This is a genomic window from Sanguibacter hominis ATCC BAA-789 (genome assembly GCF_012396185.1).
GTDB lineage: Bacteria > Actinomycetota > Actinomycetes > Actinomycetales > Cellulomonadaceae > Flavimobilis > Flavimobilis hominis.
Window position 1 is genome coordinate 1,003,224 of sequence record NZ_JAAXOW010000001.1, and the last position, 23,212, is coordinate 1,026,435.

Below are 23,212 nucleotides of genomic sequence, written 5' to 3' on the forward strand. Positions count from 1 at the left end.
TTCTCTGGTGGGTGTCGGCTGCGGTCGGTGTGACTGGTCAGGAATAGCTGCGGCGTTCGGAGAAGCCGTGGCGCAGGTGGGTGAACGCTTCCGCGACGAGCTCGCTGAGCTGCGCCCGGAGCTCGGGCGTCACCGCGGGCGGGACGGGTGCAGGGTCGGCGCCCGGACCGAGGCAGCCGAGGTTCTCGACGCCGTCGGCGACGACGACGTGCAGCGCGCCGGAGAGCAGCCCGATGACCGCCCCCACGAACAGGTGGACCCGCACGCTGCCGAAGCGTTCTCCGAGCGCGTCCTGCGCGAGCGCGGCGCGGTACGCCTGCATGCGGGCGTGCGCCGTCGACTCGAGGACGCGGTGCTCGTGCGCGACGATCGCGAGCGCCCGGACGTCGTCGAGCACGGGGCCGTTGATGATGCCGAGGACGTAGGCCTCGGAGGCGTCGATGACGTCGTCGAACGAGGTGGGGACGTGCGTCTCGTCGAGGTCGGTGAGGACGGCGGCGTGCGCGAGGAAGCCGTCGACGACGGCCTCGGGCTTGCCTGCGTAGTGGTTGGCGAACGTGCGCCGCGAGTATCCGGCGTCAGCGGCGATGTCGTCGATCGTCACCGCGTCGTAGCCGCGCTCGCGCACGAGCGTGTACGCGGCGATGGCGAGCTCTCGTGCGGTTGCGCGCTTCTTCGCCTCGCGCAGGCCGCTCATGGTGGGGGTGGGCACCGCGCGAGCATATGTTGTTGGTTGCCCGTCAGGCAACGTTGCCCATCGGGCAACGGGTCAGCCGGCCGCGGCAGCTGCCTCGAGAGCACCGAGGAGAGCGTCGACATCGTCCTCGACCGCGTCGAACCCGCACATCAACCGCACCACGCCCGGTTCCCCCGGCCAGTCGTAGAACACGAAACCCGACCGCAGCTCCGCCGCGACCCCTGCAGGCAGCTCGACGAACACTCCGTTGACCTCGCTCGGGTACACCGGCACCACGCCCGGGAGCAGCCCGGCCGCGACACGCTCGTCGATCCCCGCCCGCAGCCGTGCCGCCATCGCGTTCGCCGCACGCGCGTTGCGCAACCACAGGTCGCCGTCGAACAGGGCGAGGAGCTGCGCCGCGACGAAGCGCGACTTGCTCGCGAGCTGCATCCCGCTCATCCGCAGCCGCCGCACCCCCTCGGCGACCTCAGCGCCGCGCGGCGACGTCGCATCGAGGACCACGACCGTCTCCGCCGCGAGCGCCCCGTTCTTCGTGCCGCCCAGGGAGAGCAGGTCCACCCCGACGTCGGTCGTCAGCGCACGCAGCGGCAGGTCGAGCGCCGCGGCCGCGTTCGCGATCCGCGCACCGTCGACGTGCAGCAGAAGCCCGTGGGCGTGCGCCTGCTCCGCGAGCTCCGCGACCTGCGCAGGCGCGTAGAGCGTCCCGAGCTCGGTGGCCTGCGTGATCGAGACGACCGCCGGCTCCGCACGGTGCACGTCGTCACGCCCCGCGAGCATCGGCGCGACCAGCTCAGGGGTCAGCCGCCCCTCCGGCGCGTCGACCGGGAGGAGCTTGAGCCCCGCGACCTTCTCAGGAGCGCCGCCCTCGTCACCCACGACGTGCGCCGTACGCGCGCACACGACCCCACCCCAGCGCGGGACCGCGGCCGACAGTCCCAGGACGTTTGCGCCCGTGCCCGTGAGCACGGGGAACGCGCGGGCGCGCTCACCCAGGTGCCCACGCAGGACCTCCTCGAGGCGGGCCGTCCACGGGTCGTCGCCGTACGCGGGCGCCCGGCCGACGTTCGCCTCCGCGATCGCGGCGAGCACCTCAGGGTGGATCCCGGCGTGGTTGTCAGAGCCGAAGCTGATCGTCATCGCACCAGTCAAGCACCGCGCAGATCTATCCTGAGACCCCCCGACGCGACTGGAGCGCACGCGTGAGCTTCTTCTCGTGGCTGTTCGACGCCACGTTCACCGTCGGCGACCAGGTCGTGCTGTGGCGCGAGGTCGTCGGCAACCTCTTCGGCCTCGCCTCGGCCCTCGGCGGCATGCGCCGCCGCGTGTGGGCATGGCCCGTCGGCATCGTCGGCAACGTCCTGCTGTTCACCGTCTTCCTCGGCGCCGTGTTCGGCACCCCCGACGCGACGAACCTGCTCGGCCAGGCCGGGCGCCAGGTCATGTTCGTCATCGTGTCCGTGTACGGCTGGACGACCTGGCGGGCAGCGCGCACGGCCGCCCGGACGGCCGCCGCGTCGCACGCGACCGTCGACGCGACGTCGGACGGGCAGATCGTCCCGACGTGGGCGGGCGGACGCCAGCGCGCCCTCCTCGTCGTCGCCGCCGTCGCCGGCACGCTCGTCCTCACGCCGATCTTCCGGAGCCTCGGCTCGTACGAGCCCGTATGGGCCGACGCATGGATCTTCGTCGGCTCCGTCCTGGCGACCTACGGCATGGCCCGCGGGTGGGTCGAGTTCTGGCTCGTGTGGGTCGCGGTCGACCTCGTGGGTGTGCCGCTCCTGCTGTCCGCCGGGTACTGGGCGACCGCGTCGATGTACGTCTTCTACGGCGCGTTCACGCTCGCCGGCTTCTTCGTCTGGTGGCGCGCCTCGCGCACCGTGCCTGCGGCATAGCCGCAGCCCACGAGCCCCGGCTACGCGAGCGAGCCGAGCAGCCCGCCCAGGACGATCTTCGTGATCATCGCGGCGGGGTAGACGAGCGCGTAGCCGAGCGCGACGCGCGAGTCGAAGCCCGTGCGGTGGTTCGCGAACGCCAGCACCGCAGGCTGCGTCTGCGTCCCGGCGAGCATGCCGGACAGCGACGTCCCACCCACCTTGAAGAGTCGGCGCATCACGACCCACAGCCCGAGCGCGACGACAGTCGTCACGGCCGCGCCGAGCGCAGCGATGCGGATCCACTCGCCCGACGCGAACGCGGGCGCGATCTGCCCGCCCGCGACGAGACCAGCCTGCGCGAGGAACACGAGCAGACCCAGCTCGGACAACGTCTGCGCCGCGGTGAACGGCATCGTCGTGACGACCGGGCCGATCCGGCCGATCCGACCGAGCACCAGCCCGACGACGAGGGTGCCCGCGGCGGCACCGATCGTGACGTGCTGGCCGGGGATCGGCAGGACGACGAGGCCGAGCAGCACACCGAGGGACATCCCGACGCCGAGCGCGACAGGGTTGATGTCGGAGAAGCCGCGCGACGAGTCGCCGAACAGGTTCGTGACCTTGTCCATGACGCCGCGCGGCGCGATCACGCGGATGCGGTCGCCGAGCTGGATCACCTGGTCCTCGTGCGCGACGGCGTCGACGTCGCCACGGCGCAGGCGCGTCACGCTCGCCTCGTACTGGTGCTGCAGGTCGAGCTCGCGCAGCGTGCGACCCGCGACGCGCGGGTTGGAGACGGTGACACGGCGCATCGCGAGGTAGCGCGTGTCGCGGGCGAGGTGGTGCGACGACGTGTGGCCGAGCATCGTCGTGATCTTGTTGACGAGGCTCTCCGGCCCGACGACCGTGACGACGTCGTCCTTGACCAGGACGTCCTCGGTCCCGGCAGCGCGCGGCGGCGCCTCCTCCGAGCCGCTGCGCAGGCGCGCGAAGGAGATCTGGCCGCCGAACAGGTCGGTGAGCTCGCGCAGCGACTGGCCCGTCGCGGTCTCGACGCGCACCGCGCGCTCGACGAGCGGCGGCGGCGAGTCGGTGTCGGAGCTGCGCCCGCGCAGGACGAGCATCGCGACGACGAGCATGCCGACGACGCCGAACACGTACGCGACGGCATAGCCGACGGTCGGGGCCGTCTGGTCCCCTGCGGCGTCGCGCGCTGCCGCGAGGGCCGGGGTGTTGGTCACGGCGCCGGCGAACGTCCCCGCGACCGTCGCGGGTGACAGGTCGAGCACCGCGCCGAGGCCGACGGCGACGAGCGCGCCCGCGCACAGCACGCCCATCATCGACGCGATGAGCCGCAGGCTCTTGCGCAGGGACGCGAAGAACTCGGCGCCCGAGACCACGCCGACCGTGAAGGTGAACAGGGTCAGGCCGAGCGTGCCGAACGCGGGCGGGACGACGAGCTCGACGTCGTGCGCCGAGCCGAGCCCGCCGAACACGAGCGCGAGGAAGAGCACGGCGGCAGCGCCGAGACCGATCCCCTTGACCGTGACGTGGCCGACGGCGGCGCCCAGCCCCACGACGAGGAACAGCAGGAGCACGGGATGCTCCGCGAGCAGCTCCAGCACAGCAGACATGCGACACCTCACCCTGAGCGGACGGACCCGACTCCACCTCACACCAGGCCAGGGTCGTTCCACATGGGACCCAAGGCCCCTTCAAGGCCTGGTCAAAGCCCAGTTCAGTAGCGGAACTGCATCACCTTGTCGCGCAGCTCGCTCGCCATGCGGGCGAGCTCCGTCGTCGCGCTCGTCATGTGCGACACGGTGATGCTCGACTGCTCGGACGCCGTCGCGACGCTCGTGATGTTCTGCGCGATCTCCGCGGACCCTGTCGCGGCCTCCACGACGGACCGGCTCATCTCGTTCGTCGTGGCCGTCTGCTCCTCGACCGCGGACGCGATCGTCAGCTGGAAGTCGTTGATCGAGGACACGATCGACGTGATCTCGCTGATCGCACCGATCGCTCCGTCCGTGTCGGTCTGGATGGCCTCGACGCGCCGCGCGATGTCCTCGGTCGCGCGCGCCGTCTCCTGGGCGAGCTCCTTGACCTCTCCCGCGACGACCGCGAAGCCCTTCCCGGCCTCCCCAGCACGCGCAGCCTCGATGGTCGCGTTGAGCGCGAGGAGGTTCGTCTGCTCGGCGATCGACGTGATCGCCCGCACGACGGCGCTGATCTCCTGGCTCGACTCCCCCAGCCGTGCCACGGTCGCGCTCGTGGTCTCGGCGACGTCCGTCGCCCGCGCGGCGACCCGCGCGGCCTCCGAGGCGTTCTGCGCGATCTCCCGGATGGATGCGCCCATCTGCTCGGCACCAGCCGCGGCAGCCTGCACGTTCCGGCTCACCTGCTCCGCCGCCGCGGCGACGACACCGGCCTGCGCCGACGACTCCTGGGCGCCTGCGGCGACCTGCTCGCCCGACGCACCCAGCTCCTCGACGGCGGAGGCGACGGTCACGGTCGTCTCACCGACGCCTGCGAGGATCTCGGCGAGCGAGCCCCGCGCGACGTTGAGCAGCGACGCCGTCTCGCCGAGCTCGTCGCGGGTGCTCTCGTCCGCAGCGACCGTGAGGTCGCCGTCGGCCATCGCGGCGATCGCCGCGCGCAGGCCCGCGATCGAGCCGCGCACCGACCGCACGACGCGCAGGGCGAGGGCCAAGAGGGCGCCCGCGACCACGAGGATGACCACGATCGTGATGTTCGTGGACTGCTTCGCGGAGCCCTGGGCGTGGTCCGCGACGTTGGCGACGTGAGCGTCGATCTCCTCGGCGACCGTGTCGAGGCCTGCGACGTAGCCGGAGATCAGCGGCTGGAGGGTCTTGGTGTAGAAGAGCGTGTACTCCTCGGCCGTGCCTTCCATCGCGATGGGGATCATCCGCATGTCGCGGACGTCGACGTACGTCTTGTAGTTCTCGACGAAGCCCGCCCAGCCCTCGGAGAGCCCGCCGAGGCTGGCGTCGAGGGTAGCGATCGACGCCTCGATCTCGGCGTCGTTCTCGTCGAGGCTCGCGAGCCACTCCTGCTTCGCCTCGGGCGTCCCCGACGCGGCGATCTGGGCGACGATCATGCGGCCCTTGATCTGGTTCTGGTGCAGGAGGTTGAGCGGCCGGGCGATCTGCGCGTTCGACGTGGCGACCTCGTCCGTGCCGGCAGCGAGCCGCGTCATGAGGACGATCGCGAGGGCGCCGATGAGGAGCACCCCGACGACGCCGATGCCCGCGAGGAGGCGCAGGCGCGCGGCGATGGAACGGGCCAGGCCGCGGCGTCGCGCCGGGCGCAGCTCGCCCTCGTCCGCAGCGGTGGGCGGGACGGACGGTGCTGCGCTCATCATGGCTCCCTTGTCTGTCGACCTCGGCGTCCTGCCGACGGCGGGGTGTGATGTCGGGAAAACACCCTGCGACCCGCATCGGTCGGGGCGAGGGACTGTTGAGCGCTCAGAATGCAACGATCGTGTTACGCGGTCGCCCATTTCGGACACCCTGCGCGCAGCCGCGCGCGGGCGTCCCGCGCACGGCTCGACAAGGCCGTGTCGGGAACCTCGGCGTGCGCGACGGCGAGACCGTGCACACGATGGTCGAGACGCCCACCCAACCGGTGGGCGCACGTACCGAGAGGAGCGCCACATGTCACACCTCACCGGCAAGAAGGTCGCTTTCGTCGCCGTGGACGGCTTCGAGGACTCCGAGCTGACGAGCCCGTGGGAGGCGGTCACCGAGCATGGTGCGGTCGCCGAGCTCGTCTCGACGGAGGGCGGCACGATCACCGGCAAGAACGGGCACGAAGCCTCCGTCGACGTCACCACGTCAGACGCGGACCCGGCGTCGTACGACGCGCTCGTCCTGCCGGGCGGCGTTGTCAACGCCGACACGATCCGCACCGACGAGAAGGCCGTGACGTTCGTGCGGCAATTCTTCGCGGACGGCAAGCCCGTCGGCGTCATCTGTCACGGCGCCTGGATCCTGGCGGACGCGGACGTCCTCGGCGGACGCACGATCACCTCGTACCCGAGCCTGCGCACGGACCTCGTCAACGCCGGCGCTGCGTGGGTCGACGAGGAGGTCGTGGTCGACCAGGGCCTCGTCTCGAGCCGCACGCCCGACGACCTCCCGGCCTTCAACGCGAAGGTCGTCGAGGAGATCGGCGAGGGGCGGCACACGGGACAGACGGTCTGAGCTGACATGCCCAGGTCGCGCAACCGGTCGCTCAAGGACCCGGAGATGTACGAGGCCCTCCGCGAGGATGGCGCCTCGAAGGAGAAGGCGGCGCGCATCTCCAACGCAGCGGCCGCCCGGGGCCGCTCCGCGGTCGGTCAGAGGGGCGGCGACGCGGAGAGCTACGAGGACCGCACGGTCCGCGAGCTGCGCGCTCGCGCCAAGGAGCTGGGCCTGAGCGGGTACTCGTCGCTGCGCAAGGCTGAGCTCGTCGACCTGCTGCGCCACCACTGACGGCCGTGCCCCGCGTCCGTGGCCTCGTCCGGGCCCGCACCTCCGGACCCGGGTGGACCCGCCGCCGCGCGGGGCGCGGCTTCGTCTATCTCGACGAGGACGGCGCGCGCATCGAGGACCCGGAGGTGGTCGAGCGCCTCAAGGCGCTCGTGCTGCCGCCTGCGTGGCGCGACGTCTGGTTCGCGCCCGACCCGCGGTCCCACATCCTCGCGACGGGGGTCGACGACGCGGGGCGACGTCAGTACGTCTACCACCCGAGGTGGGTCGAGGCGCACGACCGCGCGAAGCACGCGCGGACGCTCGAGCTCGCAGAGAGGCTGCCGCAGGTGCGCCGCCGCGTGACGCGTGACCTGCGGCGCGAGCCGGGGAGCCTCGAGCGCGCCCTCGCGGTCGCGGTGCGGCTCGTCGACTCGACCCACCTGCGCGTCGGGAGCGAGCGGCACACGGCTGCGACCGGGAACCGTGGGCTCACGACGCTGCTGTGTCAGCACGTGCGTGTCGAGGAGGGCGTCGTGACGCTCGAGTTCCGAGGCAAGAGCGGTCAGGTGTGGCACACCCGGACGGTCGACGAGGACCTGGCCGGCGCGGTCGCGTCTCTCCTCGAGCGGCGGTCGCCGCGAGCGCGCCTGCTCGCTCGTCGTGAGGGCCGGTCGTGGCGGCCCGTCCGTGCGTCGGACGTGAACCGGTACATCCAGGAGATCAGCGGGACGGCGTGCACGGCGAAAGACTTCCGGACGCTGCACGGCTCGATCATCGCGGCGCGCGAGCTCGCGCGGATCGGGTGGTCGCCGGACGAGCGGGAGCGGACGCGAACCGTCCGTGCTGCGGTGGTGCGCACGTCGGAGCTGCTGGGGAACACGCCCGCGGTCGCGAAGAGCAGCTATATCGACCCGGCGATCCTCGACCGCTTCCACGCGAACGAGCTGATCGACCTGCATCGCGGGGACGCGAACGCCTACCTCGCGCTCATGCGCGGAGGTGACTGAGACCACCACGAGAGGCGGGAGCGTCAGGAACCCGTCAGGAGTGGACCCCACCCCGTCAAGAACACGTCAACACCCCGTGCCGGAACGCGGGGGAGGACTAGACCAGAGCCGTGCGCCGCTGTGCACCGACCGCGCCGAGCAGTGTCAGGCGTCGTCGTACCGACTCTCGAAGGCGTGGCTCTCATGGCCGACATGGTCTACATCCTGCTCAGCGTCGCATTCTTCGCGACCGTGGCGATCGTCGCGAGACGCGTCGATGCCTGGACGGCCCCGGGCGCCACCGTCACGCGGAACGCACCGAGCCGCGCCGCAGACAAGGCCGACCTCCGATGAGGGCCGAGGACGCGGTCGGGCTCGTCGCCGCGATCATCCTGCTCGCGTATCTCTTCCGCGTGCTCCTGCGCGCGGGCCGAGGGCTCTGAGACATGAGCAGCACCTGGCCAGCCCTCGCCCAGACCGCCGTGCTCGTGGTCGTCCTCGCAGCCGTGCACGTCCCGCTGGGCGACTACCTCGCGCGCGTCTACACCTCGCCACGACACCTACGTGTCGAGCGGGCCGTCTACCGCGTCATGCGGGTCGACGCCGACGCCGATCAGCGCTGGACCGCCTACCTGCTGTCACTGCTCGGGTTCTCCCTGGCCTCGGTTCTGCTGCTGTTCGGCCTGGCACGGCTCCAGGGAGTGCTGCCGATGAGCCTGGGAACGCAAGGATTCGATCCAGCGGGGGCGTGGAACACAGCAGTCTCGTTCGCGACCAACACCAACTGGCAGTGGTACGCAGGCGAGGCCGCGGCCGGCCACCTGCTCCAGATGGCCGGGCTCACCGTGCAGAACTTCGTGTCGGCAGGGGTCGGCATCGCGGTCGCGGTGGCCCTCATCCGCGGTCTCCGGCGCTCAGGGACGGACGGACGTGTCGGGAACTTCTGGTCCGACCTCACCCGGACGTGCGTCAGGGTGCTCCTCCCGCTGGCGTTCGTCGGCGCCGTCGCGCTGGTCGCGACGGGCGTGATCCAGAGCTTCGACCCGCACACGGCGACGCAGACGCTGACGGGCGGCTCGCAGCTCCTCCTGGGCGGCCCGGTTGCCTCCCAGGAGGCGATCAAGCTGCTCGGCACGAACGGTGGCGGCTTCTTCAACGCCAACTCGGCGCACCCTCTGGAGAACCCGACCCCTGTGAGCAACCTTCTCGAGGTCCTCCTGCTCCTGATCATCCCTTTCTCGCTCCCTCGGACATTCGGGGTGATGGTCGGCGACCGCCGCCAGGGTGTCGCCATCGTCTCCGTCATGGGGGCACTGTTCCTTGCTGGCACCGCACTGCTCACCTGGGCAGAGCTGGCCGGGCACGGACTCGTGCCACAGGCGGCAGGCGGGGCTCTCGAGGGCAAGGAGGTCAGGTTCGGTGCCGCTGGGTCCGCGCTGTTCGCGGCCGCCACGACGGGCACCTCGACCGGTGCCGTCAACTCCATGCACGACTCCCTCACGGCTCCTGGTGGAGGTGTCGCAGCCTTCGGCATGCTGCTCGGTGAGGTCTCCCCGGGCGGTGTCGGTTCAGGGCTCTACGGCATGCTGGTCCTCGCGATCGTCACAGTGTTCATCGCCGGGCTCATGGTCGGCCGGACACCCGAGTACCTGGGCAAGAAGATCGGCCGTCAGGAGATGGCGCTCGTCGCCCTGTACATCCTGACGGTCCCCATGCTCGTGCTCGTCGGAACAGGCCTCGCTGTGGCGTTGCCGGCGGGGCAGGCAGGCATCCAGGAGAGCGGGCCGCACGGCCTCACCGAAGTGCTGTACGCCGTCGCCTCCGCAAGCAACAACAACGGTTCGGCGTTCGCGGGGCTCACCGCCAGCACGCCCTTCTACAACACGCTCCTGGGCATGTGCATGCTCGCGGGCCGGTTCATTCCGGTCGCGCTCGTCCTGGCACTTGCCGGGCGCCTCTCCTCGCAGCGCTCGGTCCCTGCGACCTCCGGCACGCTGCCCACCCACGAGCCGCTCTTCGCCAGCATGTTGGCCGGCGTGGCACTCATCGTGGTCGGTCTCACATTCATCCCTGTCCTGTCCCTAGGTCCCGTCGTGGAGTCGCTGTCATGAGTGCACCGGTACTGACCCGGCTCGGTGGTTCCACCGCCGCCGAGGTCCCACCCGAAACCCACCGTCCGGTGTTGACCGGGGCGCAGGTGCGCGCCGCGCTCCCCGGAGCGCTCCGCAAGCTCGACCCGCGGCAGCTCGCTGAGTCCCCGGTCATCCTCGTCGTCGAGATCGGGGCTGCTGCCTCGACAGTCCTCGCCGCCGTCAGCCCGACAGCGTTCGCGGTGGCCATCGTCGTGTGGCTCTGGGCGACCGTCCTGTTCGCCACGCTCGCGGAGTCGGTCGCGGAGAGCCGGGGCAAGGCGCAGGCCTCGAGTCTTCGGGCAACCCAGAAGCAGACGACGGCGCGGCGGATCTCCGAGCCGCTCGAGCGTTCTCGGCAGGACGGGCCGCTGATCCTCCGTCCCACCGACGAGGTGCCGTCGGCGACGCTCCGCGTCGGGGACGTCGTCATCGTGCGTGCCGGCGAGATCATCCCTGGGGACGGCGATGTCATCGAAGGTGCGGCCGCCGTCGACGAGTCCGCCATCACGGGCGAGTCCGCGCCGGTCGTCCGGGAGTCCGGAGGGGACCGTTCAGCAGTCACGGGTGGCACCGTCGTGCTCTCGGACACCATCGCCGTCCGGATCTCAGCGGCGGCAGGCTCGACGTTCGTCGACAGGATGATCGCGCTCGTCGAAGGTTCCGACCGCCAGCGCACACCCAACGAGATCGCCCTCAACATCCTGCTCACCTCGCTCACGATCATCTTCCTGCTCGCGGTCGTGACCCTCCAGCCGTTCGCGGTGTACTCGGGTGCACGCCTGCCGCTCCTCGTGCTCATCGCCCTCCTCGTGTGTCTCGTCCCGACGACGATCGGGGCTCTGCTGTCGGCGATCGGTATCGCCGGGATGGACCGGCTCGTGCAGCGCAACGTCCTGGCCATGTCCGGTCGCGCCGTCGAGGCAGCTGGAGACGTCGATGTGCTCCTCCTCGACAAGACGGGGACCATCACCTACGGCAACCGTCAGGCGAAGGCCTTGCTGCCAGCGCCGGGCGTCTCCATCGAGGAGCTCGCAGCGTCAGCGCGCCTGGCGTCCCTCGCGGACGAGACCCCCGAGGGGCGCAGCGTCGTCGACCTGGTCGACGACGGCTGGGCGGAAGAACCGCCCGAAGGACCGACCGGGGGGCCGGTCGAGCGGCCGTCCACCCGGACGGGCCGCTTGCCCGCGGGCGCCGTGCTCGTCCCGTTCACCGCGACCACCCGCATGAGCGGCGTCGACCTCCCCCCGAACGACGAGGGCGCGGATCCCGCCGTGAGCATCCGCAAGGGGGCCGCGAGCGCGGTAGGTGCGTGGGTGCGCTCGACCGGCGGGAGCACGCCCGAGCAGGTGCAGGCGCTCGTCGACGAGGTCAGCACCACGGGCGGCACCCCGCTCGTGGTGGCAGTGCAGAGGGGCGTTTCTCCGGCACGTGCCCTCGGCGTGGTCCACCTCAAGGACGTCGTCAAGGACGGCCTCAGGGCGCGCTTCGACGAGCTGCGTGCGATGGGCATCCGCACGGTCATGGTCACCGGCGACAACGCGATCACCGCCAAGGCGATCGGTGCCGAGGCTGGCGTCGACGAGGTGCTCGCCGAAGCGACCCCCGAGGACAAGCTCTCCCTCATCCGCCGGGAGCAGGCGGCTGGTCACCTTGTCGCGATGGCTGGGGACGGTACCAACGACGCCCCAGCCCTCGCGCAGGCGGACGTCGGCGTCGCGATGAACACCGGCACGACCGCCGCCAAGGAGGCGGGCAACATGGTCGACCTCGACTCGGACCCCACCAAGCTCATCGAGATCGTGCGGATCGGCAAGCAGCTGCTCATCACACGCGGCGCACTGACGACGTTCTCGATCGCCAACGATGTGGCGAAGTACTTCGCCATCTTGCCCGCGATGTTCGTGGCCGTGTTCCCCCAGCTCGGTGCTCTCGACATCATGCGGCTGTCCAGCCCCGAGTCGGCGATCTTGTCAGCCGTCGTGTTCAACGCCCTCATCATCGTCGCCCTGATCCCGCTCTCGCTGCAGGGAACGGCATACCGGCCCGCCCCCGCCTCGTCGATGCTCCGACGCAACCTCCTCGTCTACGGGCTCGGCGGGCTCATCGCCCCGTTCGTGGGCATCAAGATCCTCGACCTCCTGATCTCCCTCCTCCCCTGGATCGGCTGACATGGTTCACGACAAGGGCTCCGGCCCGCACCCCTCCGCCTCGCGCAGCCGCGGCCTGCGGCGCAGCATCGTCGCGTTCGCCCGGCAGAGCCTCGCCGGTCTGCGCGCGCTCGTCGTGCTCACCGTCGCGCTCGGCGCCCTCTACCCGCTCGCGGTGGTCGCCGTCGGGCAGCTCGCGTTCCCGTGGCAGGCGAACGGATCGCTCGTCACGGCGCAGGGCGAGCGCACGACGACACGCACGGAAGCCGTCGGCTCGCTCCTGATCGCCCAGGCGTCCGACGGCGCCGAGTGGTTCCACCCGCGCCCCTCGGCTGCTGGCGACGGCTACGACACCCTCGCCTCAGGCGGGTCGAACCTCGGCCCGCTCAACCGTGAGCTGCTCGCGACGGTGCAGGACAGACGGCGCGCCGTGGTGGAGGCTGATGGCGCCGCTCCGGGGGACGTGCCGGCCGACGCGCTGACCGCCTCGGGATCGGGGCTGGACCCGCACGTCTCGCCCGCCTACGCCCTGCAGCAGGTGTCCCGGGTGGCGGCGGCTCGCGGACTGCCGGTTGCTTCGGTGCGGGCGCTCGTCGTCGACCGCACGACCGGCCGCGACCTCGGCATCCTCGGCGAACCTCGCGTCAACGTGCTCGAGCTGAACCTCGCGCTGGGCATGATGTCCTCATGAGAGGTGCGCATGCCTGACGTTCGCCGGCCCGGGCGGCTCACTGTCTACCTGGGTGCGGCCCCCGGCGTCGGCAAGACCTTCGCGATGCTCGACGAGGCGCAGCGGCGGCGCGACCGTGGCACAGATGTCGTCGTCGGTCTCGTCGAGACGCACGGGCGCGCCGCTACCGCTGCCCAGATCGGCGACCTCGAGGTGATCCCCCGCACCGTCGTGAACCACCGCGGCACGGAGCTGGGCGAGCTCGATGTCGACGCCGTCCTGCGGCGCGCACCCGAGGTCGTTCTCATCGACGAGCTCGCGCACACCAACCCGCCAGGGGCACGAAACTCACGTCGGTGGCAGGACGTGCAGGAGGTGCTCGACGCCGGGATCGACGTCGTCACCACCGTCAACATCCAGCACCTCGAGTCTCTCGGGGACGCCGTCGAGGCGATCACGGGTGTGCGTCAGCGTGAGACGGTGCCGGACCACATCGTCCGCGCCGCGGACCAGGTACAGCTGGTCGACCTCTCCCCCGACGCGTTGCGCAGACGGCTCGCGCACGGGAACGTCTATCGGGCGGAGCAGATCGACGCGTCGCTGTCGTCTTACTTCCGCGTCGGCAACCTCACGGCGTTGCGGGAGGTCGCCCTCCTGTGGCTCGCGGACAGCGTCGACGACGCGCTCACCAGGTACCGCTCGGACCACGACATCGAGGGGACGTGGCCAGCGCGCGAGCGCATCGTCGTCGCTGTCACAGGGGGCCCCGAGACCACCACGCTCCTGCGGCGCGGCGCGCGCATCGCGCAGCGGGTCGCAGGCTCAGAGCTCATCGCGGTCCACGTCCTGGCGACGGATGGGCTCCCGTCCGCGCCCTCTGCCGCGATCGCTGCCGACCGCGAGCTCGTCGAGGCGCTCGGCGGCACGTTCCACACGGTCGTCGGGGAGGATGTCCCCACAGCGGTCGTCGACTTCGCCCGCGGGGTGAACGCCACGATGATCGTCGTGGGGGTCTCCCGCAGCTCTCGCCTCCGCGAGGCGGTCCTAGGCTCCTCCAGCGCGCAGATGGCGCACCTCGCAGGGAGCATCGATGTCCACCTCGTGACGCACGAGCGGGCTCGGACGCAGCTCACCTTCCGTCGGACAGGCTCGTCTCTCTCGCTGGCTCGGCAGGCCACGGGATGGCTGCTCGCCGCCATCCTGCCCGCCGTGCTCACGCTGGGGATCGCCCTGGTGCAGGCCGACGCGCCGCTGACGAGCGAGCTCATGCTCTTCCTCGCTGCGACGGTCGCGGTCGCGCTGGTCGGTGGCCTTTGGCCCGCTGTCGCCGCCGCGGTGGTGTCCTTCGTCTCCGTCAACTGGTTCTTCACGCCGCCGACGGGGATGCTCACCGTGTCGAGTCCTGAGAACGCGCTCGCTCTTCTCGTGTTCGTCCTCGTCGCTGTGTCGGTCGCGTCCGTGGTCGACCTGGCGGCCCGCCGCAGCGCACAGGCCTACCGGGCGCGCGCCGAGGCTGCGACGCTCGCCGCGCTCTCCCGTTCGGTTCTCTCTGGGGACGACACGGCGGAAGCCGTCGTCGAGCGGCTCGCGGAAACGTTCGCCGTGTCGGAGGTCCGGCTCGAGACCCGCTCCGACCCCCGGGCAGGCTGGGTCACGGTCGCGCACGCCGAGCGTTCTGGCCAGCGCCACGAAGACGACCCGGTGCGGACGGAGGTGCGTATCGACGACGACCGACGGCTCGTCGTGCTAGGCCGGGTGCTGCCTGCCAGCGACCGGCAGGTGCTCGAGGCCTTCGCTGCCCAGGCAGGGATCGTGCTCGAGTATCGTCGGCTGCGCGAGCAGGCCGCGCAGTCTGAGGCGCTGGCACAGGCGGATGCGACCCGCACCGCGCTCCTCGCGGCCGTGTCGCACGACCTTCGGACGCCGCTCTCCTCGATCCGCGCCTCTCTCGACGGACTCGTCGCCGACGGCCATGGCGCGGCAGCCGACGTCGGGCTGAGCGCCGCGGACGAGCACGTGCTGCTCGAGACGATCTCCGACTCGACGACTCGCCTGGAGCGCCTCATCGCGAACCTGCTCGACCTGTCGCGGCTGCAGACGGGGAGCGTGCGTCCGCTCCTGCTGCCACGTTCCGTCGATGAGATCGTGCCTCTCGCCGTCGAGCCGTTCACCGCGGACGAGGTTCGCCTGGACGTGCCGGACAACCTGCCGCTCGTGCTCACGGACGCCGGCCTGCTCGAGCGTGCTGTCGCCAACGTGACGGCGAACGCCGTGCGGTTCTCACCGCCCGGCATCCCCGTGCTGGTGACGGCCTCCGCGCGTCCCAGAGAAGTCGAGATCCGGATAGTCGATCGAGGCCCGGGCCTCGACGACCCGCACAAGGCGCTGATGTTCGAGCCGTTCCAACGGCTCGGCGACACCTCGTCGGACGGGTTGGGCCTAGGGCTTGCGGTAGCGCGTGGGTTCGTCGAGGCGGTCGGTGCGACGCTCTCTGTCGAGGACACTCCCCGAGGAGGACTCACGATGGTCCTGACGGTTCCCATCGCGGTTGGCCGGGTCCAGGAGGAGGAGCTGTGACGCGCGACAGTCCAACCGGTGGCGGCGCGCCGCCGGGAACGTCGGTCCTCGTCGCCGACGACGACGCAGGTCTTGTTCGTGCGCTAGCGATCAACTTGCGTGTGCACGGATGGAGCGTGGCGACGGCGTCGACCGGCGCCGATGCGCTCGAGCTTGCGGCACGCTCCCACCCCGACGTCGTGCTGCTGGACCTGGGGCTGCCGGACATGAGCGGCCTGGAGGTCATCGCAGGGCTGCGCGGGTGGAGCGAGGTGCCGATCGTCGTGCTGTCGGCGAGGCACCTGGGTGACGACAAGGTGGATGCGCTCGATGCGGGTGCGGACGACTACGTGACCAAGCCGTTCGCGATGAACGAGCTGCTCGCGCGTCTCCGGGCAGCGGTGCGGCGCGGCGCGCCGGCTGGCGTGTCGGGACAGGACCCGGTGGTCGTTGCCGGTGACCTGCGGATCGACCTGGCGCGTCGCCAGGTACGCCGCGGCGGTGCGGAGGTGCGTCTCAGCCCGACGGAGTGGTCGGTCCTGGAGGTGCTGGTGCGCAACCGCGGCCGGATGGTCGGGCGGGTGCAGCTGCTGCACGAGGTGTGGGGGCCTGCCTACTCGGCCGAGACGAACTATCTGCGGGTGTACACGGCTCAGCTTCGTCGAAAGCTCGAGGATGACCCTTCTGCTCCACGGCACATCATCACGCAGCCGGGGATGGGGTATCTGTTCGAGGAGTGAGTGCGCCAACTCCACCTTTGCCTTGACCGCCGATCCGTCAGCGATATATCGTGAAGTATCGCTGCGGCACGAGAGTCACGCCGCGCACGACAGAGAGGGGGAGCCCCATGAGGACCCCACGCATCACCCCAGACTTCTTCAGCCCCGACGGACCGCGCCGCGGCCGCCGGCGCCACCACCACGGCGACTTCGGACCGGACGACGCCCCGCGCCCCCGCCAGGGCGGCCCGCGCGCGTTCGGCCCCGCAGGATTCGGCCCCGGCGGCCCTCCGGCCGACCTCGACGAGGACGACCTCGACCCCGGCTTCGGCCGCCTCGGCCCGGGCCCGTTCGGGCCGGGACCGTTCGGGCCGGGCCCGTTCGGACCGGGAGGCCCGCGTCGTCACGGCCGCGGCCCTCGGCGCGCCGGTCGCGGCGACGTCCGCCTCGCCGTCCTGTCGCTCCTCGCCGAGGAGCCGTCGAACGGCTACGGCCTGATCAAGTCGATCGCCGCCCGGACGGGCGACGTCTGGCGACCGAGCCCTGGCTCGGTCTACCCGACGCTCCAGCAGCTCGTCGACGAGGGTCTCGTCGACACGACCGGTGAAGGTCGCGGCACGGAGTACACGCTCTCCGAGGCCGGGCGCACGTACGTCGCGGAGAACGCGGAGCAGATCGCCCGCACCTGGGCGACGACCCCCGGGCAGTCGGCGACCGACGTCGCGTTCCACGAGAGCGTGACAAAGCTGCGCGGCGCGATCCAGCAGCTGCGACACGGCGCGACCGACGAGCAGCAGGCCGCCGCGACCGAGAAGCTCGACGAGGTCCGCAGAGCTCTGTACCTGATCCTCGCCGAGTAGACACGGCGCCCCTCGCCTCCCTCATACGGATCGCCCGCATGCACACGTCAGCCGTGCATGCGGGCGATCCGTCGTCGCGGCCCGACCGTCCGGCTGTCGCACGCCGGACGGTCAGGCTCCGCTCAGCGCGTCACGGTGAGCTTCAGCGACCTCGCCTTCGACGATGACGCCGACGACGAGCCCAGGTAGGTCACCCGGACCGTGTACTTGCCCTGCTTGAGCCGGTCGAGACGCACCGTCGCGCCCGACTTCTTCAGGCTGACGGTCTTCGTCGACACGACCTTCGAGCCGCGGTAGACCGCGACCTTGACCTTGCCCGTCACGGTCGCGCGCGGGGTCGCGCCGACCTTGACCGCGACCTGGGCCCGCGCGGAGGCGCGGACCTTCTTCTTCGCGAGCGAGGCCTTGGTCGTCGTCGCGCGCAGGACCGTGACGGTCGCCTTGCCCTCCGACGCCCCGACGCCTGCCGCACCCGCGTAGCGCGCCGTGACCTGGTAGGCGCCGTGCGTCGTCAGGCGCGGGAACGTCACCTTCGCGGTACCGCGCGAGAGCGTCCCCGTCCGGGTCGCGACGACCTTCGCACCACGTCGCACCGTGACGGTGACCGTGCCGCTCGCCGCCTTGCCCGCAGCGGTGACGCCGACCGTGACGACAGGCTTCACCTGCGTCGTGAGCGACGTCGGGCTCACCGACACGGTCGTGCGCGAGGACACGACGGGAGGCTCGACCGGAGCCTTCGTGACGGTCACGACCGCAGCGCCCGACGTCGCCGGTGCGACGACCGTCTCCGCGGACGCGGCCGGCGCGAACGTCGCCGTGTACGTCCTCGTGCCGACCGCAGGCCGCTTCACGACGAGCTCGGCCCGGCCGTCGGCACCGACCTTGACGGACCCGAGCTGCGCCGAGCCGTCGTAGAACGCCACCGTGCCGCCCGCGACCGCGGACTGCTGCGCCGACGTCACCGTCGCTGCCAGGGTCACCGAGGCGCCCTCGACGACCGACGTCGCCGACGGCGTGAGGCGCACGGCGCTCGCCGCACGCCCGTCGAGGACGACGACGGGAGCCGTGACGACGCTCGACGTGCGGAACCCGTCGGCCACGGCCGTGATCTCAGCCGCCACAGAAGCACCGACGTGGGTGAGACCGGGCGTCCACGTGGAGCCGGTCGCGCCAGGGATGGTCACACCGCCGACGGTCCAGCGGTACGAGAGCCGGGCGTCAGCGGGGTCGGCCGTGGCCTGCGCCGTGAGCGTGCCGCCCGCGACCGGGCTGCCCGCGATGCGCACCGCGTCCAGACCGACCTCCTTGTCGAGCGTCACGGTCGTCACCGACGTCGCACCGCTCGGCGCCGTCACGGTGACCGTGACGACGTCGCCTGCACGCGCGACGTCGACCGTCGCCGCACTGTCGACGGGCATGGCCCGCACGACCGGCTGGGACCCGCGCGCCTTCACCTCGTACGCGTGGACCGCGGGGTCGAGGCCGTCGACGTCGACGCCGCCCACCGTGAGGCGTGCGAGGTCCGTGACCGACGATGCCGCACCGACCTGGGCGTACACCTCGACCTCGGACACGATGATGTGCGTCGCCGCGCGCGCGTCGAGCACGACCCGGACCGCGTCCGTCGCGGCGCCGACCGGCAGGTCGACGACCGGAGCGGTCGCCTGCTCGGGCAGGGAGACGAGGTCGCCCGAGTCGACCCACGTCCCCGTGCGGGGGTCACGGTGCTGGACGCGCATCGTCGTCGGCCACGTGTAGCTCGAGCCGTCCTTGTAGAAGTAGACGCGCACGCTCTCGACGACCTCGGGCCGCGCGAGCGCGTACGTCAGGGTCGCGCGCGTCTCCTTGGTGTCCTTCCAGTTGGACCAGCCCTTGTCGGTCGTGTTGCCGTTGATCGTCCGCGAGACCGGGTAGCCGGACTCGGTGAAGTCGGCGGCCGACGGCGTCGACGTGAGCGCGACGTTCTCCTCGCCACCGGCGGGCACCACGATCACGTGGAGCGTCGCGGGGACGTCGGCCGCGCCCGTGGCGGAGGCCGAGACCGTGCCGCGGACGGTCAGCCGCCCGGGGTCGGCGAGCGCAGCCGCGTCGACGTCGTCGAGCGCCCACGTGACTGGCAGGTCGAAGCGCGAGTCGCCGAGACCGACCTGCGTGGGGACGGTCGACGGCGCCCAGGCTGCGAGGAGCGCGGGCGACGAGCCGGCGACGACGGTCACGGACACCGGGTCGGCGGCAGCGACCTGGCCGACCTCGACGACGACGCGCGCGTCGGTCACGGGGTTGCCGTAGACGTCGGTGCCGGTCCCGGTGATCGTCACGGTGCCGGCGGTCTGCCACGCGTCGGCGGGGACGTTCCACGTGATCGGCGTCGCGACGCCGGAGCCCCACGAGTAGGTCGGGACGACGGTCGCCGGCAGGGTGGCGGGCACCCCGACCTGGGTGCGCGCGGTGAGCGGGGCCACGACAGGCGCCTCGCTCACGGAGCGGACCGTCCAGCGCTGGTTCGCGCCACCGTTCGACTCGTAGACGCCGACGCGAGCGTTCTCCGACGTCGACTGGCCGCCCACCTCGAGCGAGGACGCCGTCACGGCGTTGACGAGGGACCAGGTGACGCCGTCGAGCGTCGTGAGGTGCCAGCGCGTTCCGGGTGTGGTGCTCGCCTCGTCGAGGGGCATGGTGCGCAGGTCGGTACCGGCGCTCGTCGCGCCGAGGAACCGGCCGTCGTGGACGGACTCGAGCGCGAACGTGCGGCGGCCTGCGACGGCCGAGGCGTCGGACGTCTCGTGCGCGACCCAGAGCTGACGCGGGAGCGCGGCGGACGTCGTCGCGGGCGACGTGATCGTCGTCGTGCTCGCGGTCGAGAGGGTGAGGGCCTTGCCCGACTGCACGCCGACGACCTGGACGGTGTCGCCGTCGCGGAGCGGCTCGGCGGCGGGCGCGACGCCGGAGACGCCGGACACCTCGAACGTCGTGACGGACCGCGCGGGGACCGTGAGCGTCGCGGTGCGCGCGTCGCGGTCGACCGTGACCGGGGTGCCGGCGACGAGAGCGGTCGACGTGTCGTCGACGTCGGCCGCCTGGGTCGTGACGTAGGGCGTGACGGTCGCGCCCTGCGCGACGCCGCCGAAGCGGGACAGGTCGAGGACGACCGTGCGGTCCGAGGTGGTGGCGTTGGTGTGCACGACGCTCAGGCTCGTGCCGTCGGCACCGACCGCTGCGGTCGAGGTCGCGTCGTCGACCGCGACGAAGCGGTCGCCGGGGGTGATGAAGCGCATGAAGTTGCGCATCGTGTCGAACTTGGAGTTGGTGACGATCGAGCAGTCGGCCACGTCCGCGGCCGTGCCGCCGGCGGCGATCGCGTCGGCGACGCGGCGCTGCGACTTGAAGCCGATCGCGTCGGCCTCGGCGACGACGGAGCCGTCGGTGCCGGTCCACTCGCAGTCGAAGTCGATGAAGACGGAACCCCAGTTGAGGTTCTCGCCCTTCTCCATGTTGTAGAAGTCCTCGACCTCCTGCCACAGGACGTAGGCGTTCGGCTGGAGCTCGCGGAGGTCCTCGGTGATCTTCTGGGCGAGGCCGAGGCCGCCGCTGATCGCGACGGGGTCGAAGCCGCCGCCCACGAAGTCACCGCCGGTCTCGCTCATCCACAGCGGCTTCTCGCTGGCGAGCGCGTTGTCACGCGCCTGCATGCGACCGCCGGACCAGTACGTGTGCACGTTGATCTGGCCGACGTCGGCGCGCGTCGCAGCGTCGTACTGCTTCCACGCGTTGTTGAAGTTCTGCGGGTGGGTCTCGTCGTTCGCGGAGACCACCGCGTCCGAGGTCGACGCCTGGAGCTCGTCAGCGAGGAGCTTGACGAGCGCCTGCTGCTGACCCGCGCCCGGGCCTGCGCAGATCTGCGCGCCCTCCTGGGGCTTCTTCACCGCGTTCGTGAACGGGGTGATGCCGTCGGCGAGGCGGCCGGACGGCGTGGACCAGTAGCCGGTGCACGGCTCGTTGAACGGCGTGACCGTCTGGAAGTCGACGTCGTACGTGTCCTCGAGGTGCTCGACGACCCGGGTGAGATAGCCGGCGAACTTCGCGGGGACGCCGTCGGACGTCAGCACCTGCTCCGTCGTGGAGCTCGCACCGCCCGAGGTGTAGCCGGAGTTCGTCATGAAGAAGGGCGGGGAGTTGGCGAAGCCCTCGAGGACGAGGTCCTCGCGCTCCTGCGCGAGTCGCTCGAGCCACCACCGCTGGGTGGCGTCCTTGGTCCAGTCGTAGCTCGCCTCGTCGTCGGGGTCCCACGCGGCGGCGAGCGCGGCGCGGTCGGCGAAGCTCGTGGTGACGGGTCCGTAGAGGCTCGCGGGGTCGTCGCTGAGGTCTTCGGCCCAGTATCCGTCGACTGCGGCGCCCTGCCGGAAGTAGTCGCCGACGTCGGAGGCGCGCCCGCCGCCGATGTTGTACCGGGCGACGTTCATGTTGAGGCCGTCGGCGCCGAACACGAGGTCGAAGAGCTGCTCGCGCAGCTCGTCCGGGTAGTCGCCGGTCGCGTTCGCGAACCAGACGAGCGAGTTGCCCCAGCCCTGGAAGGGCTCGCCCGCGTAGGCGGGGTTGGGGGTGATGGTCGTGGGACGGGCGGCGGCGGTCGCCGTCGCGCTGGGGAGCGGTGCGGCGGAGGCGCTCGTCGCGCCCGCGACGACGCCTCCTGCGGCGAGGGACGCGGCGAGCGCGCTGGCGAGGGCGCGCCGTCGACGCGCGTGCGGTGTGCTGGTCATCAGGGGACTCTCTTCTCAACGTTGAGCGAGGAGGGGGAGGCAGCGTCGCGATGCGCAGTGTTTACGTCAACATCGACGCCGCGGGCCAGCCTGTCAGGGGATGAAGACGTCGTCAAGAGGTGCAGGACCTCGGCGGACCCCGGCCGCTGGTGACGTCACCATGAGCGGCCGGGCTCGGCGCGCCGGCTCAGCGCCGCGGGGCGCCCGTGCTGCGGCGGACGACGAGCCGCGTCGGCACGAGGATGTGCCGGTCGGCGAGGACGGTGCGGTTGCGGACCTGCTCGACGAGCAGGTGCACGAGCTCTTCGCCGATCCGCGCGAAGTCCTGCTTGACGGTCGTCAGCGGCGGCCACAGGTAGCGCGACAGCGGGATGTCGTCGAAGCCGACGACCGACACGTCCTCAGGCACCCGGCGACCGAGCTCGTGCAGCGCGAGCATGAGGCCCGCTGCCATCTCGTCGTTCGCGCAGAAGACGGCCGTCACGGCCGGGTCGGAGGCGAACCGCGAGCCGAGCGCATAACCCGACGCCGCGGTCCAGTCGCCCCGCAGCGGCTCGTGGACCTCGCAGCCGTGCGCCTCGAGCGAGGCTCGCCAGGCGTTGACGCGCTGGCTCGCAGGGCCGCTGTCGGCGGGCCCCGCGAGATGGTGCACCGTCCGGTGCCCGAGCCCGAGGAGGTGGGCGATCGCGTCGCGCGTTCCACCTTCCTGGTCCGCGCCGACGGCGGGGTGGTGCCCGACGAAGCGCGAGTCCGAGACGACGACGGGAAGGTGCGGCGGCAGCGCGAGCGTCTCGGGGGTGACCGTCTCGGCGCGGATGATGACGAGTCCGTCGATCGCCTGGTGCGAGAGCCGTCGGACTGCCTCGTCGACCCCGGTCGACGCGGGGTTCTCGACGTCGACGAGGTTGACGGTGAAGCGCTCGCGTCGCGCGGCCTCGACGAGCGCGTCGATCGTGTGGGACTCGCCCGCACGGGACAGCCGGTGGGCGACGACACCCAGGACGCCGAAGCTGCCCATCCGCAGGGCCCGCGCCGCGTTGTTGGGCGAGTAGCCGAGCTCTTCCATCGCGGCGAGGACGCGTTCGCGGGTCTCGGGACGCACGACGTCGGCCCCCGTGGACACGCGGGAGACGGTCTGGGCGGACACGCCCGCGAGCGCGGCGACGTCGCCGATCGAAGGGCCGGAGCGACGCCGCGAGGTGCGGGCCTGGCTCGTGGTGGGGCGGTCCATCGGGCACCTCTCCCGTCGGGTGGAGCAGCGATGGTGACGCAACCATCGTCGGGTCACAGAATAGTCTCGCGGGGTGCGATCCCGTTGACACCCGCGGCATGA

At 71.6% G+C, this 23,212-nt stretch carries 17 protein-coding genes; 11 read left to right on the forward strand and 6 right to left on the reverse strand.

The genetic code is table 11. From position 1 onward, the window contains the following. Positions 1–37 precede the first annotated feature (37 nt). Positions 38–712, reverse strand: a complete 675-nt coding sequence (locus HF995_RS04610) for a TetR/AcrR family transcriptional regulator (RefSeq protein ID WP_168446585.1) — start codon at positions 710–712, stop codon at positions 38–40. Positions 713–769: 57 nt separating this feature from the next. Next, positions 770–1,837 carry a threonine aldolase family protein gene (locus HF995_RS04615; protein ID WP_168446586.1) on the reverse strand — a complete coding sequence of 356 codons (1,068 nt, stop codon included), beginning with the start codon at positions 1,835–1,837 and terminating at the stop codon, positions 770–772. Positions 1,838–1,899: 62 nt separating this feature from the next. Between HF995_RS04615 and pnuC the strand changes: the two genes are divergently transcribed. Then, positions 1,900–2,592 carry a nicotinamide riboside transporter PnuC gene (pnuC, locus tag HF995_RS04620; protein ID WP_168446587.1) on the forward strand — a complete coding sequence of 231 codons (693 nt, stop codon included), beginning with the start codon at positions 1,900–1,902 and terminating at the stop codon, positions 2,590–2,592. 20 nt (positions 2,593–2,612) lie between these two features. Here pnuC and HF995_RS04625 read toward each other — a convergent pair whose 3' ends face one another. Then, entirely contained in the window at positions 2,613–4,208 is a 1,596-nt protein-coding gene (locus tag HF995_RS04625; RefSeq protein WP_168446588.1) for an aspartate:alanine exchanger family transporter, read from the reverse strand. A gap of 104 nt (positions 4,209–4,312) precedes the next feature. Next, the gene (locus HF995_RS04630; protein WP_168446589.1) at positions 4,313–5,956 is read right to left on the reverse strand and encodes a methyl-accepting chemotaxis protein; all 1,644 of its coding nucleotides are present in this window, start codon (positions 5,954–5,956) and stop codon (positions 4,313–4,315) included. A 295-nt stretch (positions 5,957–6,251) separates the two neighbouring features. Here HF995_RS04630 and HF995_RS04635 point away from each other — a divergent pair, with 295 nt between their 5' ends. The 10 genes from HF995_RS04635 to HF995_RS04680 all read left to right on the forward strand — a co-directional run bounded on the left by HF995_RS04635 (position 6,252) and on the right by HF995_RS04680 (position 17,122). Continuing rightward, positions 6,252–6,800 carry a type 1 glutamine amidotransferase domain-containing protein gene (locus HF995_RS04635; protein WP_168446590.1) on the forward strand — a complete coding sequence of 183 codons (549 nt, stop codon included), beginning with the start codon at positions 6,252–6,254 and terminating at the stop codon, positions 6,798–6,800. 6 nt (positions 6,801–6,806) lie between these two features. After that, complete coding sequence (locus tag HF995_RS04640) at positions 6,807–7,073, forward strand: DUF7218 family protein (RefSeq protein ID WP_168446591.1); 267 nt, start codon at positions 6,807–6,809, stop codon at positions 7,071–7,073. A gap of 5 nt (positions 7,074–7,078) precedes the next feature. Next, positions 7,079–8,059 carry a DNA topoisomerase IB gene (locus tag HF995_RS04645; RefSeq protein ID WP_168446592.1) on the forward strand — a complete coding sequence of 327 codons (981 nt, stop codon included), beginning with the start codon at positions 7,079–7,081 and terminating at the stop codon, positions 8,057–8,059. Between the two features lie 174 nt (positions 8,060–8,233). Continuing rightward, complete coding sequence (locus tag HF995_RS04650; RefSeq protein ID WP_168445803.1) at positions 8,234–8,392, forward strand: hypothetical protein; 159 nt, start codon at positions 8,234–8,236, stop codon at positions 8,390–8,392. 92 nt (positions 8,393–8,484) lie between these two features. Further along, on the forward strand, positions 8,485–10,149 hold the full coding sequence (gene kdpA, locus HF995_RS04655) for a potassium-transporting ATPase subunit KdpA (protein ID WP_168446593.1): 1,665 nt from the start codon (positions 8,485–8,487) through the stop codon (positions 10,147–10,149). Further along, positions 10,146–12,338 (forward strand): potassium-transporting ATPase subunit KdpB, encoded by a 2,193-nt coding sequence (gene kdpB / locus HF995_RS04660; RefSeq protein WP_168446594.1) that lies wholly within the window; start codon positions 10,146–10,148, stop codon positions 12,336–12,338. The genes kdpA and kdpB overlap by 4 nt, the downstream gene beginning before the upstream one ends. Position 12,339: 1 nt before the next feature. Beyond that, on the forward strand, positions 12,340–13,008 hold the full coding sequence (gene kdpC / locus HF995_RS04665; RefSeq protein WP_168446595.1) for a potassium-transporting ATPase subunit KdpC: 669 nt from the start codon (positions 12,340–12,342) through the stop codon (positions 13,006–13,008). 9 nt (positions 13,009–13,017) lie between these two features. Beyond that, the gene (locus tag HF995_RS04670; RefSeq protein WP_168446596.1) at positions 13,018–15,564 is read left to right on the forward strand and encodes a DUF4118 domain-containing protein; all 2,547 of its coding nucleotides are present in this window, start codon (positions 13,018–13,020) and stop codon (positions 15,562–15,564) included. After that, the gene (locus tag HF995_RS04675) at positions 15,561–16,283 is read left to right on the forward strand and encodes a response regulator (RefSeq protein ID WP_168446597.1); all 723 of its coding nucleotides are present in this window, start codon (positions 15,561–15,563) and stop codon (positions 16,281–16,283) included. The genes HF995_RS04670 and HF995_RS04675 overlap by 4 nt, the downstream gene beginning before the upstream one ends. 107 nt (positions 16,284–16,390) lie before the next feature. After that, entirely contained in the window at positions 16,391–17,122 is a 732-nt protein-coding gene (locus HF995_RS04680) for a PadR family transcriptional regulator (protein ID WP_168446598.1), read from the forward strand. Between the two features lie 122 nt (positions 17,123–17,244). Here the strand turns inward: HF995_RS04680 and HF995_RS04685 are convergent, their stop codons facing one another. Together HF995_RS04685 and HF995_RS04690 are read right to left on the reverse strand one after the other, a co-directional pair. Continuing rightward, positions 17,245–21,879, reverse strand: a complete 4,635-nt coding sequence (locus HF995_RS04685) for an Ig-like domain repeat protein (RefSeq protein WP_168446599.1) — start codon at positions 21,877–21,879, stop codon at positions 17,245–17,247. Between the two features lie 187 nt (positions 21,880–22,066). Beyond that, on the reverse strand, positions 22,067–23,110 hold the full coding sequence (locus tag HF995_RS04690) for a LacI family DNA-binding transcriptional regulator (protein ID WP_168446600.1): 1,044 nt from the start codon (positions 23,108–23,110) through the stop codon (positions 22,067–22,069). Positions 23,111–23,212 lie beyond the last annotated feature (102 nt).